The organism is Streptomyces sp. GSL17-111, from assembly GCF_037911585.1.
GTDB lineage: Bacteria > Actinomycetota > Actinomycetes > Streptomycetales > Streptomycetaceae > Streptomyces.
Map to the genome: position 1 here is coordinate 1,885,704 of NZ_JBAJNS010000001.1, position 18,177 is coordinate 1,903,880.

Consider the following 18,177-nt stretch of genomic DNA (forward strand, 5'->3'; position numbering starts at 1 on the left):
CGGTACCACATGGGGGAGCCACGATAGGGCATACCAGCAGGGGTATTCGCCCTTGGGTCGCGCTGACGATACGCGCGCCGTGGCCAGGCCGTTACGGGCGCCACTCAACGGGAGCGGCGTGGCCCGAGGTGGCGCCCGGCAGACGCCGGGGCGCACCCGGGCATGTGACACGCGTCACCCTAGATACCCCCCGGGGCATGAACGGGGCCCTGTTACGGTTGAGCTCAGATATACCCCCCCAGGTATCCATGAAGGCAAGTGAGCAGGAGTCTTCCGCATGGTTCCCGAAATCGACCAGCAGCGGTTCGCCGAAGTGCACGCGGCGGGCGCCCTCGTCGTCGACGTCCGCAACAGCGGCGAGTACCGCGCGGGCCACGTCCCCGGCGCCCGGTCGGCACCGCTGCCCAACCTCCCGTTGGCCCTCGCCGAACTGCCCAAGGACCGGCCCGTCCACGTGATCTGCCAGAGCGGCGGCCGCAGCGCACAGGCGACCTCTCTGCTGCGCGACCTGGGCTATGACGCCCACAGCGTCAGCGGCGGCACCGCCGCCTGGATCGACGCCGGCCGACCCGCAGTCACCGGCGACGAGCCCGGCGCCGCCACCCCCGCCACCCCCGCCACCCCCGCCACCGACGAGGAGACGCGATGATCACCGTTCTGCCCCTCGAAACCCCCGGCCTGGGCGACCGCACCTACCTCGCCCACGACGGTTCCGTGGCACTGGTGGTGGACCCCCAGCGCGACTACGACCGCGTCACCGCACTGGCCGACGCCGCCGGAGTGCGGATCACCCACGTGTTCGAGACGCACATCCACAACGACTACGTCACCGGCGGACTGGCCCTGGCCCGCGAGGTGGGCGCGCGGTACGTGGTGAACGCCGACGACGAGGTCTCCTACGAGCGGACCCCGGTGGGCGACGGCCAGGTGATCGAGGTCGGCGACACCCTGCGAGTGCGGGCGATCCACACCCCGGGCCACACCCACACCCACCTGTCCTACGCCCTGGAGGCCGACGGGGAGCAGGTCGCGGTGTTCACCGGCGGCTCCCTGCTGTACGGCACCACCGGGCGACCGGACCTGCTGGGACCGGACCACACCGACACCCTGGTGCGGGCCCAGTGGCGCTCGGCGCGACGGCTGGCGGCGGAACTGCCGGACGAGACCGCCGTCTACCCCACCCACGGGTTCGGCTCGTTCTGCTCCGCGGCCCAGGCCACCGGCTCGGCCAGCACCATCGGCGAGGAGAAGCGGACCAACACCGCGCTGACCGCCGACGAGGAGGCCTACGTCGAGCAGCTCCTGACGGGCCTGGACGCCTACCCGGCCTACTACGCCCACATGGGCGCGGCCAACTCCGGCGGGCCCGGCAAGCCGGACCTGTCCCCGCCGTCCGTGGCGGAGCCGGCCGAGCTGCGGCGCCGGATCGAGGCCGGCGAGTGGGTGGTGGACCTGCGGGACCGCACCGCCTTCGCCGCCGGTCACCTGGCCGGCAGTCTGAACTTCGGCCTGGACGGCCAGTTCGTCACCTACCTCGGCTGGCTGATCCCGTGGGACACCCCGGTCACCCTGCTCGGCGAGAGCGCCGCGGACGTGGCCGAGGCCCAGCGCGAACTGGTCCGCATCGGCATCGACCGCCCGGCCGCCATGGCCACCGGCGGTCCCGACGACTGGGCCGGCGGCAAGCCCCTGGCCACCTACGAGCGTGCCACCTTCGGCGACCTCAAGGCCGCACTGGCCGACGACGACCTCGTCGTTCTCGACGTACGCCGCGACCAGGAGCGCGACGAGGCGCACATCCCCGGCACGGTGCACATCCCCATCCACGAGGTGCCGGGCCGCATCGAGGAGATTCCGGCGGGCCGCGTCTGGGTGCACTGCGCCGGCGGCTACCGCGCCGGGGTCGTCGCGGCGCTGCTTCACGCCCGCGGCCGTGACGTCGTCGCCGTCGACGACGGCTTCGACAACGCCCGCGACCTGGGCCTGTGCGCCCTCTCCTCTGAAACCTCCACCCCCTCCGACAACCGACAGGAGATCAACGCGTGACCACTTCCACCACCCCCCGCGGCCTGACCACCGACGAACTGCGCGCCAAGCTCGACTCGGCCCGCCCGCCCCGGCTGCTCGACGTCCGTTCCCCGGCCGAGTTCGAGGGAGCGCACATCCCCGGTTCCTACAACGTCCCCCTGGACACCCTGCGCGAGCACCGCGAGGAACTGACCCGGCACCTGGACACCGACGTGGTGCTGGTGTGCCGCTCCGGCCAGCGCTCCGGCCAGGCCGAACGCGCCCTGGCCGAAGCCGGCCTTCCCGGCCTGGCGGTCCTCTCGGGCGGCATGGCCGCCTGGGAGAAGTCCGGCGCCCCGACCAACTACGGCCAGGAGCGCTGGGACATGGAGCGCCAGGTCCGCCTGGTCGCCGGGTCTCTGGTGCTGGTCGGCGCCCTCGGCAGCTTCGCCCTCCCCGGCCTGCAGGCGCTGTCCGCGTTCGTCGGCGGCGGACTGGCCTTCGCCGCCCTCAGCAACACCTGCGCCATGGGCGTGCTGCTGTCGAAGATGCCGTGGAACCGCACCCCGTCCTTCGACCCGCGCAAGGCCGTCGCCCAGCTCGCCGACGGCAGGTGACCACCGTGATCCTGATGCTCGTCCTGGTCCTCGCGCTGCTGGTCGGCGTCTCCCTCGGGCTGCTCGGGGGAGGCGGGTCGATCCTGACCGTGCCGCTGCTGGTCTACGTCGCGGGCATGGACGCCAAGGAGGCCATCGCCACCTCCTTGTTCGTCGTCGGCGTCACCTCCGCCGTGGGCATGATCAGCCACGCCCGCGGCGGACGCGTCCGCTGGCGCACCGGCGTCCTGTTCGGAGCGGCCGGCATGGTCGGCGCCTACACCGGCGGACTCGTCGGCGGTCACATCCCCGACGCCGTCCTGCTGATCGCCTTCGCCGTCATGATGATCGTCACCGCCGCCGCCATGCTCCGCGGCCGCCGCACCGCCGACCCCGACCGGGCCCACCAGCAGCTCCCGCTGGGGCGGGTCCTGCTGGACGGCGCGGCCGTCGGCCTGGCCACCGGTCTGGTCGGCGCGGGCGGCGGCTTCCTCGTCGTCCCCGCTCTGGCCCTGCTGGGCGGTCTGCCCATGCCGATGGCCATCGGCACCTCCCTGCTGGTCATCGCGATGAAGTCCACGGCCGGATTCGCCGGCTACCTCGCGACCGTGCAGGTCGACTGGGCCCTGACCCTGGCCGTCACCGGGTTCGCCGTCGTCGGCAGCCTCGCCGGGGCCCGGCTGGCCGGACGCGTCCCCGCCCACGTCCTCTCCCGGCTCTTCGGCTGGTTCGTGCTGGCCATGGGCACCTTCGTCCTGATCCAGCAGGCCCCCGCCCACATCACGGTCCCGGCCCTCGCCGCCGTCGCGTCGCTGGGCGCCGGAGCGGGCGTCTGCTACGGCTTCGTCGCCCGCTGCCCGCTGCGCCGCGTCGTACACCGGACCTGACACTCACTGACCCGGCCAGGCCGCTGCCCCGACGTCCCGGGGCAGCGGCCCGCCGTGCGTTGCTATCGAGGGCAGACCGGGTCGGTTCGCATGCCGTGGAGGTACTGGGAGCGTTCCTCCTGCCCTGAGCGCCGGCAAACGTTACCTGCGCACAACTGGACGGCGAGCGCAAGAATCTTATAAGCCATAAGGCGAGAGCATTCCACAAGCTGGTACCAGTGATTCCAGAGGTGCTCTGGTCCTGAGAAGTGAATGAAGATACTCGTGTGGATATTTGCATTCCCTGATACCGATGAGCGTGAAGACTGGCCCAACATCAGTCGCTCTCTTTACATTTCCAACATCATGGGTCCATGATCGGCAGGAACAACCGGTCGTAACCGATCAGAGGGAGTCACAGTGAGTCGTTTCGAGACCATGTGGGATCGTTTCTGGACCGACCTTCCTCAGGCCCGCGGAGCATCGCCGTGGGATGTGGACCCCACCTATGTCGCGCACGCGCATCTCCACCTGTTCGGCAGCGTGCTCGACCCGTCCCGTCCCGTCATCGACGTCGGCTGCGGGGACGGCGCGCAGACGGTCGCCATCGGTCAGCACTTCGACCGGGTCATCGGCGTGGACGTGGCCCCCAGCGCCGTGGAGCGGGCGCGCAAGCACCACGGCGCCCCCGGCATCGAGTACGAGCAGTTAGACCTGCTCAAGCCCGAGCAGGCCGCCGCCCTGCACGACCGGATCGGTGACGCCGGCCTGTACGTCCGCACCGTCCTGCACGCCTTCACTCCCGAGGAGCTCAAACTCGCCGCCGCTTCCCTGGCGCATCTGGCCGGCGACACGGGTGGGGCGTTCTTCTACGAACTCGCCCCGGCCAGCCGTGACTTCATCGTCAGGCAGCTCGCGGGCGAGGGAGTGCCCGCAGAGAAGTTCGGCTTCGTCTTCGACCGTGTCCCCCTCCCGGTGGCCAGAAAGGAGGGGGCCCTGCAACGAGAGTTGGAGGAGGTCGGTTTCGAGATCCTCTCCAGCGCCCCCATCGACTACCAGGGCACGGTGACGGCCGGCGGCCGGCACGTGAACGTTCCCGCCTTCTTCGTCGTGGCGCGGGCCGGGGCCGCCCGCTGACCCCTGCTCCGTCCCAGCGGAGCCGAACGCCGTGGCCCGGTCGAAACGCGCGATAAAACCTCGCCCTTCGCCCGGGCCCGTCGACGGCGGTTCACGGGAAATCCCTCCGCCGCGGTGGCGGGAATCGCCGGAAACGGCCGGGAACGATGGTCTGTGAATACCTGACCTTCAAACACCCGTCACCGAATGCCTTCGCGCCCCGATCGCCAATCCGTCATTCCGCGATGCCCGTTCGACGAGTTTGCTTTTCCGACAGTTGAACCGTTGACTGGTGGTCGACGCGATGCTAATTTTTTCACATGGGACGCATTGTTTCGATCAATACTGGTCCATGTGTTTCCTCTGATTTTGCGCGACGCGGAGAAACCGCCATCAAAAAGCTGCCGATCGAGGGCAGTATCCGGGTCACGACATTAGGCCTCGAAGGCGACGAGCAGGCGGCGGACTTTCACGGTGGTGAACTGCAGGCCGTCTACGCCTACGCCCGGGAAGACCTCGACTGGTGGTCCGAGCAGCTCCAGGCCCCGCTCCGCAACGGCGTCTTCGGCGAGAACATCGATCTCGCCGGATTCGACGCCAGCGGTGCCGTTCTCGCCGAGAAGTGGCAGGTGGGAGAAGTCCTCCTGCAGGTCACGGCGCCGCGCATGGCGTGCGGCACGTTCGGCGGCTGGATGAAGCAGACCGGCTGGGCCAAGCGCTTCAACAACGCCCGCCGGCCCGGCGTGTATCTCCGGGTCCTCGAGGAGGGACGGATCGCTCCGGGGGACCGCGTCGAACGCGTCTGGCGGCCGGCCAAGCACATCACGGTGGCCGAGGCCGTCGGAGCGATCCTGGACGAGCAGGACGTCCTGCGCCGCATCATCGAGATGGCGGACGAGGAACCCACGTGGGACCGCGCCGCGATGATGTTCCACGTCTCCAACCGGACCCGGTCCGGCGCCAAGGGAAAGGCGCCGAAGGAGCAGAACACGACCGGGCACTTATCGGCCACCGGACGCGTGGAGGGCCCTCATGCTTGACGTGTTCGGCGACTACAGCGCGCGTGACCCGCTCACCGCTCTGACCCGAGCAGTCCGGTCCTGCCCGTACCAGGAGGCGGCCGAGAACGGCGGACTCTACGCGCTCGGGGCCCACGACGTGCGACGGCTCCTGGTCAGCCGCGACGTCTGGTCCGAACGGTCCACCGACCAGCGGCTCGCGTCCATGGACGAGGAGGACGCGGCACGGCGACGGGCCCTCAAGCGCTTCCTCGCCCACTGGCCGGTGTTCTCCGACGCCGCCTACCACGACCGGGTCCGGCGCGTGACCGTGCGCCTCCTGCGGGGGACGGTGACACCGGAAACGCTCTCCGCCTGCGCTCGGTGGGCCGACCGGCGGCTCGCCGTAACGGACGGCGAACCCGTCGACTGGCTCCGGGACGTGGCACGCCCCATGGCGCTCGAAGCGATCGTCGTGCTCGTCGGCCGTGAGGATGCGGCACGGCTCGTCCGGCTGGGCGAGGCGGTGATGGACGAACTCGCCACCGCGCGCATCGACATGGCGCGCATCGACCGTGCGCTGGCCGCCGTCGACGCGCTGAGGGCCTGGCTGGAGACGGCACGGGCGGAGCCGCCGACGCCGCTGACGGCGGGACTGAGCGAGTTATGGGACGACCCGGGCTACGGCCCCGAGTCCGCCACCGCCCTGCTCACCCAGATCGTCACCGGCGCCTACGATCCGACGACCACGGCCCTGTGCGTCGCGGGGGAACGCGTCGACAGCGACGTCCTCGCCCGCGTCCCCATCCCCTCGGTGCGGGAGGAAGTCCTCCGGATCGCCACGCCCTTCCGGTTCGCCAGCCGCTACGCGCGTCGCCCCGTCTCCGTCGGCCCCTATCGGCTCGACGAGGGGGAAAGGATCAACCTGTGCCTCGCGACCGCGAACCTCGACCCCGAGCAGTTCCCGGAACCCCTGCGGATCCGGGACCGGGGCAACGCCTCCCGCAACCTCAGCTTCGGCGCGGGTAAGCACTACTGCCCCGGCGCGCCACTGGCGCGAGCGGTGGTCGAGGTCCTGCTGGAGTCGATGCGGAAGGCCGGGGTCCACTTCCGCCCGGAGCGCGTCCTGCGGGAACCCGAGTTGCCGATGCTCCGCTATCGGGAGCTCACCGGGCGCCTCGTGCCCGCGGCCTGGCCCGACCGCTAGCCCCGCCCGGCCCGACGCCCGCTGCGCCCACCCCGCCCCGAGGGTTCGGTGCGGCAGAACGCCCTCGGGGTGGTTCCGCCGGACGCGCGGCCGGGGCTCCGGCGGCGCCCCCGGCCGGCCGCCGTTCCCGTTCCCTCACCCACGGAGTTCGCGATGAGTGCCCTGATCATCGACACCGATCCCGGACTGGACGACGCTCATGCCCTCGCCATGGCTCTGACTCCTTCACCCAGACGACCCATCGTCCCCGTGAGCGGGATCTGCACCGTCGCGGGCAACGTCGGCATCGACACCGTGACCGACAACGCCCGTTGGCTGCTGGGTGCCTTCGGCGAGGAGGCGGCCCGCACCCCGGTGTACCGGGGGGCCTCCGGCCCCCTGTCCGGAGCGGTCGCGGACGCCGCCGACATCCACGGCGCCGACGGACTCGGCGACGTCACTCGCTGGCCCGTGGCCGACGTCGCCGAGGAAGCCCTGCCGGCGGCCATGGCCCTGGTCCTGGCCGTACGCCGCCGCCCGGGCGAGATCACGCTGGTCTCGCTCGGACCGCTGACCAACATCGCCCTCGCACTGCGCCTGGAGCCACGGCTGCCCCGCTTGCTGCACCGGATCGTCGTGATGGGCGGCGCCGTCCGCGGCCACGGAAACCTCACCCTGAACGCCGAGTTCAACATCGGTGCCGATCCCGTCGCCGCGGATCTGGTCTTCGCCAACTTCACGGACATCACGCTGATCACCTGGGAGGCGACGCTCAAGCACTCCTTCACCCGGGAGGAGTTCGAGAGCTTCTTCCAGGGCGGGAGTCAGGCGGCCACCGCCCTCGAGCGCCTTGTGGACAACCGGTACCTCACCGACCCCGGGTACGCCCAGCGCTCGGCGTACTTCCGGGCCGACCCGCTGGCCATGGCCGTCGCCCTCGATCCGTCGGTCGTCACCGACGTGGCGCGTCATCGCGTCTACGTCGGCTACGGACCGGGAAGCCTCGGCCACGGTCTGACCGCTGTCGACTGGCGCGACTCCCGCTCCGACCGGCCCGCGACCACGATCGTGGAGGGACTCGACCACGCCCGGCTGCTCGAACTGCTCCGCGTCTGAGCAGGACCCGGCCTCCGACCCGCCACGCCCCCGACCGCAGCCACCCCCGTCCTCGCCGCCGACACCCGGCACGTGCTGACGACGCGTCTCGTACGAGCGGCCGTGACCGCCCTTCCCAGGAGAGAACATGAACACGCCCCCGCACCGCACCGATCGGCCGGAGCCCCTGCTGGATCCTGCGAAGATCGCGCCCGGTACACCGCCACGGCTGGTCGAGCAGATCGCCTTCCTCGCCGAGATCGACCGGCTGAAGTCCGTGCTGCGACTGAGTCCCCTCCTCGCCGCCGACCGCCGGGAGAACGACGCCGAGCACTCCTGGCACCTGGCACTCATGGTCCTGGTCCTCGCCGAGTACGCCAACGAGCCGATCGACGTGCAACGCACTGTGAAGCTCGTCCTGGTGCACGACCTGGTGGAGATCTACGCCGGTGACACGTGTCTCTTCGACGACGAGGCCAAGAAGAGCCAGGCGGCACGCGAGGCCGACGCGGCCAGGCGACTGTTCGCGCTGCTCCCGGACGGCCAGGACGCGGAGTTCCACGCGATGTGGACCGAGTTCGAGGAGCGGCGCACCCCCGAGGCCAGGTTCGCCAAGGCCATGGACCGGCTCCAGCCCCTCCTGCTGAACGTCGGCAACGAAGGGGGAACGTGGCGCGCCCCGGGCGTCACCGAGGCGCGCGTGCGCGAACGCACCTCCGTCATCGCGGACGGCTCCGGCGAGCTGTGGGATCTGACGCAGAAGCTGTTCGCCCACGGAGTGCGGGAGGGCTGGTTCGAAGCAGCTCCGTGACCCGCGACCCACCGGCCCGCTCGTGTGGTGGAACACGGGCGACGACACCACTATCGTGTTCGCGAACGTGTACGCCGTCCCCGGAGGAGGCTCGATGTCCTCGAAGCGACGCCGCAAGAAGAAGGCCCGCCGCAAGAACGCCGCGAACCACGGGCGGCGCCCGCAGTCCTGAGTGCGGCGACCCACGGCCCCGACCATGGCTGACGGCCTGGTCGGGGCCGAGCCCTTCTCGCGTGCGGTCCCGGGAGTCACGGCTCGGTCCGCGCGCACCGCGCCTCAGTCAGGCGGCGGGGCCGACCCGCACACGACCGCGCGCCCCCCGGCCGGAGCCGGGGGGCGCGCGGAACAGGGTGCGCCGGGGCCGCCTCACCAGCGGCGGTGGTGCGCCCGCCCGTGGGGGCGGCGTCCGTGTGGGCGGCGGTCCTGCGTCGAGGCTCCCCGCACCGTCCGGACGAGGCCGCTGACGACCGAGCCGATCCCCACGGCGTGGGGGCCGCGGCCGATGCGGCTGTGCGGCGGCGTGTGGCGGCGCCTTCTCGGGGCCGCTCCGTGACGCAGCTGACGGCCGAGCCTGCTGGCCAGTCGATGAAGTGCCGGCATGGCGTCTCCCTCCGTCCGTTCGTCGTGGCGTTCTGTCCCTCGTGTGCCCGCGCTTCCGCGTCGCACACACCCCGCAGGTGTCCCACGACGCCCGGTCTCAGTCGGCTCCGCGCTTACGGGCCGGCCGCAGCCCGGCGGTCTCGGCGGCAGAGTGCAGGGACTTCAGGGCCAGGAGCAGCACCCCGATGTCGTCGATCAGCACCGGGTCGGGCATGAGGTCCACCGGGGAGAGGACGTAGAGGACGGCCGCCCAGAAGACGACCTTGTTCTCCGTCGGCATTCCCGCCTCGCGGAGCCGCCGCCGGGCCCGGACGAGCTGCACCAGCAGCCGGACGGTGAAGAAGAGCGTCACCAGCACCAACGTGGTGACGGCGACGATGATCCAGCTCTCGGCACTCACTCAGGGGCCTCCTCCGGCCGACGGGTGTCCCCCCTTGGTACACCCTGCTCAGGACTCGCCGGCCTCCTCCCCCGGCGAGTCCCGGCGCCGGGGGCGCGGCGGGCGCCCCCGGCGGGGGTGCGGGCGCGCGTCGTCCGGCAGGCGGCCGGCCTCGGCGAGGGCGCGCCGCACGATGTAGTCGATCTGTGCGTTGGTGCTGCGCAGCTCGTCCGCCGCCCAGCGCGCCAGCGCGTCATGGACGGCCGGGTCGAGCCGCAGCAGCACCTGCTTGCGGGCACGGCGGCCCTCCCCGCGCTCCGTCACTGGTAGAGCGACCCCGTGTTGACGACGGGCTGGGTGCCGCGGTCGCCGCAGAGGACGACCAGCAGGTTGGAGACCATCGCGGCCTTGCGCTCCTCGTCGAGCTCCACGAAGTCCTGTTCGGTGATGCGGGCGACGGCCGTCTCGACCATCCCGCACGCCCCTTCCACGATCTGCTGCCGTGCCGCGATGATCGCACCCGCCTGCTGCCGCTGAAGCATGGCCGAGGCGATCTCGGGGGCGTAGGCGAGGTGGGTGAACCGCGACTCGATGACGTGCACCCCGGCCGCCGCGACCCGCGCGTTGACCTCGGCGGAGAGCTGGTCGGTGATGCTCTCCGCGTTGTCCCTCAGGGACAGGGTGTCCTCGGCGTGTGCTTCGTAGGGGTAGTTGGTGGCGATGTGGCGCAGGGCCGTCTCCGCCTGGGTGGTGACGAACTCCTCGTAGTCGTCGACGCCGAACGTGGCCTGGGCGGTGTCCTCGACCTGCCAGACGATCACGGCGGCGATCTCGATGGGGCTGCCGCCGGCGTCGTTGACCTTGAGGACGGCCGTCTCGTGGTTGCGGACCCGGGTGGAGATCTTGGTGCTGCTGGTCAGCGGGTTCACCCAGCGCAGACCGTCGGTGCGCAGGGTGCCGACGTAGCGGCCGAAGAGCTGGATGACGCGGGCCTCGCCGGGGGCGACCATCTTCACGCCGTTCCAGGCGAAGAGCGCGGCCACGGTCGTCAGGGCGCCGACGACGATCAGAGTGACGCCGACCCCCGGCCGGTCGCCGGGGTCGAAGCCGACGGCGACGCCGCCGAGCACGAGCCCGATGCCGAGCAGCGGGCCGAGCGCGGCCAGCAGGAGGCCGAGCGCGCCGGAGAGGCTGTGCGCCACGTGCTCCTTCACAGGTGGCGCGGGCATCTCCGGCGCGTCGACGGCTTCGGTGGACTGTGACATGGGCTCCCCCGTACGCGGTGCTGGAACTGCTAAAAAGTGATAGCACTTTATCGCACCGGGGAGGAGGTGTCACTCCGTCCGCAGCCCGTCCGGGCGCATCACGCGCCACAGCATCGGCAGGCTCGCGACCGTGACCAGCAGGATCATGCCGAGCCCGGCGGCGGTGAGCGGAAGGAAGGCCAGCCAGTCGGTGACCTCCGCCCCGACCATGTCCAGCAGCAGGACGCCCAGCGCCGTCCCGCCGGCCGAGGCCAGGGCGAGCCCGATCCCGACCGGGACCGCCGTCTGCCACAGCACGGAGGCGCCGAGCGTCCCCCGTCGCGTCCCGAACGCCACCAGGACCGACAACTGCCGCTTACGCTCACGCAGTTGCTCCAGCGTCGAGACGACCATGCTCGCCGCGATCATCAGCATGACCACGATCGCCCCGACGAACAGGGCGTTGCGGATGGTCACGAACTGGGAGGTGAGCCTCGTGTCCGACAGCACCTGGACGTCCTCGCGCCACTCGCTCAGCCCGGCGGTGTTGCGCAGGTGCTCGACCACGTCCTCGTCCCCGGGCACGGTCGTGACGAGGGCGACGGCGGACAGGTCCGAGGCGTCGGAGACGTCCATGGCCGCGGGGGTGGCGAAGACGCCGTAGTACAGATCGCCGTTGGGGGCCTCGACGTCGCCGATCGTGCGGGCCGTCCCGGGAAGCGTCCACCAGACGGGCTCCGCCCGGTCCGACGGCTCCGAGTAGCCGGAGAGGTCCAGCCGGTCCCCCGGCTCGACGACGCCCTCGTCGAACGAGGCGGGGACGACGAAGACGTCGCCGTCGGCACAGGAGCCGGTCTCGATCAGCTCCCGCAGCACCCGGCACTCACCGATGTGGAACGGCGTGCCGGGGCGGTGCCCCTCGGCGTCGGGCGTGACATCGAGATCGGCGTAGCCGCGCACGTATCCGCGTACGGAGGTGACGCCCTCCGTCGCGGCGTACCGGTCGACGAACGGCCCGAGCTCCGCGGTGTCGTCGATGAGTGAGCTCGCCACCGCCCGGGCGCGGCTCTCGTCGTGACCGGTGGGCTTCCGCTGGGCGGTCTCCACTGCGGCGAACAGCATGTGCAGCGCCACGGCGCCCGCCACGGCCACCGTGACCCCGCTCACTGCCCGCGCGGCCATGCCGCTGTTCATCTGGAGCCGTCGGGTGGCGAGCTGCCAGGACAGCGGGCCGCCACGCATCCAGGTGACCACGCGCTCCACGGCCCAGGGCAGCAACGCCGTGATGCCGCAGAGCATCAGCAGCACGCCGGCGGAGATGCCCCACTCGTTGACCGCGCTCCCCGGGTCGTCCGGGCCGAAGTACACGAGCATGGCCACACCCACCGCGACCAGCAGCAGCCGCCACCACACGCGGCGCCGACGCGTCGTCCCCTCCCGGAAGACCCCCAGCGGGCCGATCGCCACGCCGCGCAAGGCCGCCAGGGTGACCCCGACCGCGATGACCGGGACGAGGGTCACGACGAGCGCGCCCAGCCACCACACCGGGACGATGTCGGCGGTGTAGACGCTGATCGTGGAGATCGAGAGGCCCTCCACCAGCTCGCGCCCCACCAGGAAGAGGAGGGCGCCCACCACCAGCCCCAGCATGGAGGCGAAGAGCACCTCGCCGGCGGCTATCCGCCGGGTCATCGCGATGTCCGCGCCGACGAGCCGCAACGCGGCCAGGCGCCGGTCCCGGCGCTCCCCGCCGAATCGCACGGCCGTCGCGACGAACACGACGATCGGCATGAGGAGCACGGACAGCATCACGACGATGAGCACGACGAGGGCGGGGTCGAGCGGCGACTGGCCCCCCTCCATGCCGAACTCGGTGACCCGCCAGGCGTTGTCGGTGTCGAGCGCGTCCGAACCGAGGTAGTACGCCGGCTCCCCCGGCCCCTTCAGCCCCTCGGGGCCGATCGTGCCGACGATCTCCGCTCCCCGGAACCGCTCGGCCAGCAGCTCCCCCTCGGTGTCCAGCATCTCCCGCAGCGCGGGCGAGACGACCATCTCGCCGGGCGCCGGGAAGTGGGCGACGCCCGGCGGGCGCACCGCCTCCTCCCGGTCGCCGTCGGCCTGGAGGAGTCGGCCGACGACCTCCGTGTCGCGGAACGTCGTGCCGCTCCAGGCCATGAGCGCCGTCGTCGGCCCCGGCGGCGCGACGTCCTCGCCCATGCCGCCCACCGGCTGCCGCCCGTCCTTCCTGGCCTCCGAGGCGTCGAGGACGGTCGGCACCGACGCGGCCAACAGCAGCACCGCCACCCCGATGCCCACCCCGGCGGCCGTCAGCAGCGTGCGCACCCAGCCCGACCGGCCCCCACCGGCGGCGAAGCGCACTCCCAGGCCCAGCTCGCGGAGCCACGTGCGGATCATGCGACGCCCGCCAGCCCGCTGAGGTCCGTGGCCCTGCCGTCCCGCACCACGACCTCGCGGTCGGAGTAGGCGGCGACCCGGGACTCGTGGGTGACGAGCACGACGGCCGCTCGCGTGTCGCGCGCCGCGGCGGTGAGCAGCTCCATGACGCGCTCGCCGTTGAGCGAGTCGAGTGCGCCCGTCGGTTCGTCCGCGAACACGACGCGCGGGGTGGCGACGAGGGCGCGGGCGATGGCCACCCGCTGCCCCTGGCCGCCGGAGATCTGGCCCGGGCGGTGGTGGCGGACGTCGTCCACCTCCAGCCGCTCCAGCCACTCCCGCGCCTGCCGCTCGGCGGGCTTGCGGTCCGCGCCCGCCAGCCGCAGCGGCAGCGCCACGTTCTCCGTGCAGGTCAGCTCCGGGACGAGCTGGCCGAACTGGAAGACGAAGCCGAACTCCCCCCGGCGCAGCGCACTGCGCTCGGCGTCGGACAGGGCCGACAGCTCCCGGCCCCGGTAGTGCACCGTCCCCTCCTCCGGCGTGACGATGCCCGCCAGGCAGTGCAGCAGCGTCGACTTGCCCGACCCCGAGGGCCCCATGACGGCGACGACCTCGCCCGCGTGCAGGGTGAAGTCGGCCCCCGCGAGCGCGGGGGTGGAGCCGTACACCTTGTGCAGGCCCCTGGCCGTGAGCAGCGGGCCGCTGCTCCGTTCCTCGGTCATGACGTCACTTCCTTCGCGAGCCGGTCCAGGCGGGCGGCGGTCAGCTCCAGCCAGCGCAGGTCGGCCTCCAGGTGGAACAGGGCGTGGTCGCAGATGAGCTGGTCGGCGAGGTCGCCACCGCTCTTGCGGCGGGTCAGCACGCGCATGAGCCGCAGGTGCTCGGCGCGCTGGGTGTCCAGCAGGGACGCGGCGTCCCGGCCGGTCAGCAGCGCGAGCACGACCTTGGTGTAGAGGGTGGACTGGAGGTAGGGCTCCGGTTTCTCCGGCTGCTCCAGCCAGTGCGCGACGTCGCTGACCCCGGCGTCCGTGATGGCGTAGCGCTTGCGCTCGGGCCCCTCCCCCGCCTCCACGGCGTCGACCTCGACGAGGCCGTTCTTCAGGAGCCGCGACATCGTCGCGTACACCTGGCCGTAGTGCAGCGGCTTGTCGTGCCCGAACCGGGCGTCGAAGGCTCTCTTGAGGTCGTAGCCGTGGCTCGGCCCCGATTCGAGCAGCCCCAGAAGGGCGTGACTGATGGACATGGCGGCGACTCTACACCATGGGTATACATGCGATGTATACCCATGGTGTGTACACCCCAGTCCCGAGCGAGGCCCCAGTGCGGCCCCGGTGCGCCCCCAGCGCGGGCCCGGTGCGAGGCCGCGCGACGGCCCTACCCCCGGTCTCTGCGGGAAACCGGGTGCCGCAGGCGCCCGGGCGCGGCAGACTGGGAGGTGGGCCGACGAGCGGCACCGGGGGCGGCCCTCAAGGGTGATCCCCCGTTCCACCCCCGAAAGAGCGACGCGTCCCTCGTTCACCGCGGACCATCACATAACGTGTCGCTGACATGAGGGATTGACAGCCGGGAGAGACCTCGATGCTCGACACCGCGGGGGAGCGGGTTCCTTTCCCTGGCCAGGACCGGCCCCCCGAGCCACCGTGGAAGCGCGCCGGCAGGCGCACGCTCGACGTCGCCCGCAGGCCCTACTGGGAGCGGTCCGACGAGTCGTGGCTGATCAGGCGCTGGCCCGACCTGACGGCCACCGCCGTCGCGACCGTCTTCTTCTGGCTCTCCCTCACCCCCTCGCTCGTCCCCCGCCCCTGGGCGCTGCAGGGCGTCATCGGCGGCATCACGGCCGCCATCGGCTACGGCATCGGCGCGCTGCTGAGCTGGGTCGTGCCCTTCCTCGTGCGGTGGCGGCCGGACGAGGAGACGCGCCGGCGGGTCCGGGCGCACGCGTGGCAGGTGTACTGGGTCCTGAGCCTCGGCCTCACCGTCTTCCTCCTCGGCGAGAGCGCCCGGATGCAGCGGGAACTGCGCAAGCTCCAGGAGCTGCCGCCCACCCTCACCTGGCACTCCATGATGATCGCGCTGCTCGCGGCCGCGCTGTGCTGGGTGCTGCTGCTGATCGCCCGCCTGATCCGGCTGGGCACGCGCTGGCTGATCCAGCTCCTGCTGCGCTTCGTCCCCCGGCCCGTCGCCGTGACGGCCGGGCTGCTGACCAGCGGGATGGTCGTGACGTTCGGCGCCAAGGACGTCGTCTTCGAGCGCGGCATCGTCGACGTCGCCTCCCACATCGCGTCCAACACGGACCAGAGCACGAAGGACGGCATCGTGCAGTCCGGTTCGCCGTTCGTCTCGGGCAGCCCGCAGTCCCTGATCTCCTGGTCGGAACTGGGGTACCAGGGCCGCAACTTCACCGGCAGCGTGCTCAGCCGGCAGCAGATCAGCGCGTTCACGCAACGTCCCTCGCTGGACCCGATCCGCGTCTACGCCGGACGGGCCGCCGCCGACGGCTACGCGGAACAGACGGCCCTGGCCATGGCGGAGCTCGAGCGCACCCGGGCCTTCGACCGCGAGGTGCTCGCCGTCGCGGGCACGACGGGCAGCGGCTGGATCGACGCCCGGACGGCGGAGCCGCTGGAGTACCTCTACAACGGCGACACCGCCATCGTCGCCATCCAGTACTCCTACCTGCCCAGCTGGGTGTCGTTCGTGGTGGACCGCGAGGAGGCGGGCCGGGCGACGCAGACCCTCGTCGACGCCGTGCGGGAGCGGCTGGCCGAGATCCCCGAGAGCGAGCGGCCCAAGTTCGTCATCTTCGGCGAGAGCATGGGCGCCACGGCGGTGGAGGACGCCTTCGACGGCATCGACGACCTCCTCGCCTCGACGGACGGCGCGCTGCTCGTCGGCCCGCCGAACTACAGCCCGGTGTGGTCGGACGTGACGCGCAACCGCGACCCGGGCAGCCCGGTGTGGCGTCCCGAGTACGAGGAGGGTCGGCACGTGCGGTTCGCCCAGTACCCCCAGCGCGACCTGTACCGCCCGGAGGGGACGTGGGAGTTCCCCCGCGTGGTGTACCTGCAGAACGCGTCCGACCCGATCGTGTGGTGGTCACCCGACCTCGCCCTCCGGCCTCCCGAGTGGCTGGAGGAACCGGTGGGGCCGGATGTGACGGACGAGCTGAGCTGGTTCCCCTTCGTCACCTTCTGGCAGACCACCGTGGACATGAGCATGTCGTACGGCGTCGGGGCGCCGCACGGCCACCGCTACGGGACGAACGCCGTCGAGGGCTGGGCCGCGGTGCTGCCGCCCGACGGCTGGACACAGTCCGACACCCTCCGTTTGAAGGCGTTCGCCGAGGCCCACGAATCCCCGTACTGACGCCGGGGGCCCCGGCGGGTTAGGGGCGTCAGGCCGGGGGCCGGCCCCCGGGCGGGCGATCTCCGCCCGGCGGGCCGTCGTCCCCCTCGCCGGACTCCTTCTCGACCAGCTCCCGGACGCTCGTCTGCGTCGGGTCCGCGGAGCCGAGGGGCACCGGCTCGCCGCCGGGCATGGTCGGTGGCACCGCCGGTGAGACGTCCGTCGCCGTCGCGCCGTGCACCCGGCGTGCGTGCGGGTTGCGTTCCTCCGCGTACGCCCGCAGATAGCCGACGACGGTGTTGATCACCGCCACCAGCGGCACCGAGAGCACCGCCCCCGGGATGCCCGCGAGCAGCGAGCCGCTGGTGACCGTGAGCACCACGGCCAGCGGATGCACCTGCACCATGCGGCCCAGGATGAACGGCTGCAGGATGTGCCCCTCGATCTGCTGCACCAGCAGCACCACGCCGAGCGCCAGCAGCGCGGTGACGAGCCCGTTGGTGACGAAGGCGACGACGACGGCCAGCGCGCCCGACACGACGGCACCGACCAGGGGCACGAACGCGAACAGGAAGACGATGACGGCCAGCGGGACGGCCATCGGCACGCCGAGCACCCAGATGCCCACACCGATGCCGATGGCGTCGATCATGGCCACTATCACCGTGCCGCGCACGTATCCGGTGAGGGTGATCCACGCCCGGGGGCCGGCCCCGGCCACACCCTCACGGGCCGAGAGCGGCACGAAGCGCAGGCACCAGTGCCACACGCGGCGGCCGTCGTAGAGGAGGAACAGGCAGACGAACGCCGCGAGGGCCGCACCGCTGAAGAACTCCACCAGGAACGACGCGCCCTCCAGCCCGGCGGTCGTCAGGTCCTGGCTGTGCTCGCCGATCCACTGGTTGAGGTTGTCGACGAAGTCGTTGAGCTGGTCCTCGCTCACCTGGAAGGGACTGTTGAGGATGGCCTGCCGCAGCTCGTCGAGACCGTCCTGGATCTGCCGCGTCAGGTCCTCCTGGTTCTCTATGACCTGCCAGACGACGAACCAGCCGATGAGCCCCATCACCGCGAGGCCGCTGACGAAGGTGGCCGCCGTCGACGGACCGCGCCCCAGACCCCAGTGCCGCAGCCGCGCGACGGTCGGCTGGAGCAGCGCGGTGATGAGCAGCCCGGCCGAGAAGGCGATGATCACCAGGCTCAGCGCGCCGATCACCTGCATCAGCACCCAGGCGACGGCGGCGAGCACCAGCAGCCGCCACCCGGCCTCCGAGGCGACCCGGATACCCCACGGGATGACGGACGCCGGCTCGGGCTGCTGCGGCGGGACGGACGGCGGCGGGGGCAGCTCGACGGCCGTCTCCTGCTGGGCGCGCCGGCCACGCTCGCGGTCCCGCTCCTCGCGTTCCTGCTCGGCGCGCTGCCGGTACTCGGCCATTCGGGAGGCGACGCGCGACGCGCCCGACCTCAGCCGCTCGAATCCTGACATTGGTCTTTCCTTCGCCCCCGTACGCGGCCCGTCCTGTCGTGTCCCACCCGGGGG

General features: G+C 71.8%; 17 protein-coding genes. 10 read left to right on the plus strand and 7 right to left on the minus strand.

The window, feature by feature from the left end; all coding sequences use genetic code 11:
• Positions 1-277: 277 nt before the first annotated feature.
• From V6D49_RS08005 to V6D49_RS08045, 9 genes are all read left to right on the plus strand, one after another.
• Positions 278-649 carry a rhodanese-like domain-containing protein gene (locus V6D49_RS08005; protein WP_340558358.1) on the plus strand — a complete coding sequence of 124 codons (372 nt, stop codon included), beginning with the start codon at positions 278-280 and terminating at the stop codon, positions 647-649.
• Positions 646-2,046 carry an MBL fold metallo-hydrolase gene (locus V6D49_RS08010; RefSeq protein WP_340558360.1) on the plus strand — a complete coding sequence of 467 codons (1,401 nt, stop codon included), beginning with the start codon at positions 646-648 and terminating at the stop codon, positions 2,044-2,046. The genes V6D49_RS08005 and V6D49_RS08010 overlap by 4 nt, the downstream gene beginning before the upstream one ends.
• Positions 2,043-2,624 carry a rhodanese-like domain-containing protein gene (locus V6D49_RS08015; RefSeq protein ID WP_340558362.1) on the plus strand — a complete coding sequence of 194 codons (582 nt, stop codon included), beginning with the start codon at positions 2,043-2,045 and terminating at the stop codon, positions 2,622-2,624. Before V6D49_RS08010 ends, V6D49_RS08015 begins: the two co-directional genes overlap by 4 nt.
• Complete coding sequence (locus V6D49_RS08020) at positions 2,621-3,490, plus strand: sulfite exporter TauE/SafE family protein (RefSeq protein WP_445330485.1); 870 nt, start codon at positions 2,621-2,623, stop codon at positions 3,488-3,490. Before V6D49_RS08015 ends, V6D49_RS08020 begins: the two co-directional genes overlap by 4 nt.
• A gap of 399 nt (positions 3,491-3,889) precedes the next feature.
• On the plus strand, positions 3,890-4,606 hold the full coding sequence (locus tag V6D49_RS08025; RefSeq protein WP_340558363.1) for a class I SAM-dependent methyltransferase: 717 nt from the start codon (positions 3,890-3,892) through the stop codon (positions 4,604-4,606).
• A gap of 299 nt (positions 4,607-4,905) precedes the next feature.
• The gene (locus V6D49_RS08030; protein WP_340558365.1) at positions 4,906-5,625 is read left to right on the plus strand and encodes an MOSC domain-containing protein; all 720 of its coding nucleotides are present in this window, start codon (positions 4,906-4,908) and stop codon (positions 5,623-5,625) included.
• A complete protein-coding gene (locus V6D49_RS08035) occupies positions 5,618-6,790 on the plus strand; it encodes a cytochrome P450 (protein WP_340558367.1) in 1,173 nt (390 codons plus the stop codon). Before V6D49_RS08030 ends, V6D49_RS08035 begins: the two co-directional genes overlap by 8 nt.
• Before the next feature lie 153 nt (positions 6,791-6,943).
• Positions 6,944-7,885, plus strand: coding sequence for a nucleoside hydrolase (locus V6D49_RS08040; RefSeq protein WP_340558369.1), 942 nt, complete (start codon positions 6,944-6,946; stop codon positions 7,883-7,885).
• A gap of 127 nt (positions 7,886-8,012) precedes the next feature.
• Positions 8,013-8,675 (plus strand): HD domain-containing protein, encoded by a 663-nt coding sequence (locus V6D49_RS08045; protein WP_340558370.1) that lies wholly within the window; start codon positions 8,013-8,015, stop codon positions 8,673-8,675.
• 697 nt (positions 8,676-9,372) lie between these two features.
• Here the strand turns inward: V6D49_RS08045 and V6D49_RS08050 are convergent.
• From V6D49_RS08050 to V6D49_RS08075, 6 genes are all read right to left on the minus strand, one after another.
• Entirely contained in the window at positions 9,373-9,675 is a 303-nt protein-coding gene (locus V6D49_RS08050; protein WP_340558372.1) for a YkvA family protein, read from the minus strand.
• A gap of 48 nt (positions 9,676-9,723) precedes the next feature.
• Positions 9,724-9,978 (minus strand): hypothetical protein, encoded by a 255-nt coding sequence (locus V6D49_RS08055; RefSeq protein WP_340558374.1) that lies wholly within the window; start codon positions 9,976-9,978, stop codon positions 9,724-9,726.
• Positions 9,975-10,919, minus strand: a complete 945-nt coding sequence (locus tag V6D49_RS08060) for an SPFH domain-containing protein (RefSeq protein WP_340558376.1) — start codon at positions 10,917-10,919, stop codon at positions 9,975-9,977. Before V6D49_RS08060 ends, V6D49_RS08055 begins: the two co-directional genes overlap by 4 nt.
• 69 nt (positions 10,920-10,988) lie before the next feature.
• Positions 10,989-13,313, minus strand: coding sequence for an FtsX-like permease family protein (locus V6D49_RS08065; RefSeq protein ID WP_340558378.1), 2,325 nt, complete (start codon positions 13,311-13,313; stop codon positions 10,989-10,991).
• A complete protein-coding gene (locus tag V6D49_RS08070) occupies positions 13,310-14,014 on the minus strand; it encodes an ABC transporter ATP-binding protein (RefSeq protein WP_340558380.1) in 705 nt (234 codons plus the stop codon). The genes V6D49_RS08065 and V6D49_RS08070 overlap by 4 nt, the downstream gene beginning before the upstream one ends.
• Positions 14,011-14,535: a PadR family transcriptional regulator gene (locus V6D49_RS08075; protein WP_340558382.1), complete on the minus strand. Its 525-nt coding sequence runs from the start codon at positions 14,533-14,535 to the stop codon at positions 14,011-14,013. The genes V6D49_RS08070 and V6D49_RS08075 overlap by 4 nt, the downstream gene beginning before the upstream one ends.
• Before the next feature lie 335 nt (positions 14,536-14,870).
• Between V6D49_RS08075 and V6D49_RS08080 the strand changes: the two genes are divergently transcribed.
• The gene (locus V6D49_RS08080) at positions 14,871-16,658 is read left to right on the plus strand and encodes an alpha/beta hydrolase (protein ID WP_340558384.1); all 1,788 of its coding nucleotides are present in this window, start codon (positions 14,871-14,873) and stop codon (positions 16,656-16,658) included.
• Between the two features lie 28 nt (positions 16,659-16,686).
• Here V6D49_RS08080 and V6D49_RS08085 read toward each other — a convergent pair whose 3' ends face one another.
• Positions 16,687-18,123: an AI-2E family transporter gene (locus V6D49_RS08085; protein WP_340558385.1), complete on the minus strand. Its 1,437-nt coding sequence runs from the start codon at positions 18,121-18,123 to the stop codon at positions 16,687-16,689.
• Between the last annotated feature and the right edge of the window lie 54 nt (positions 18,124-18,177).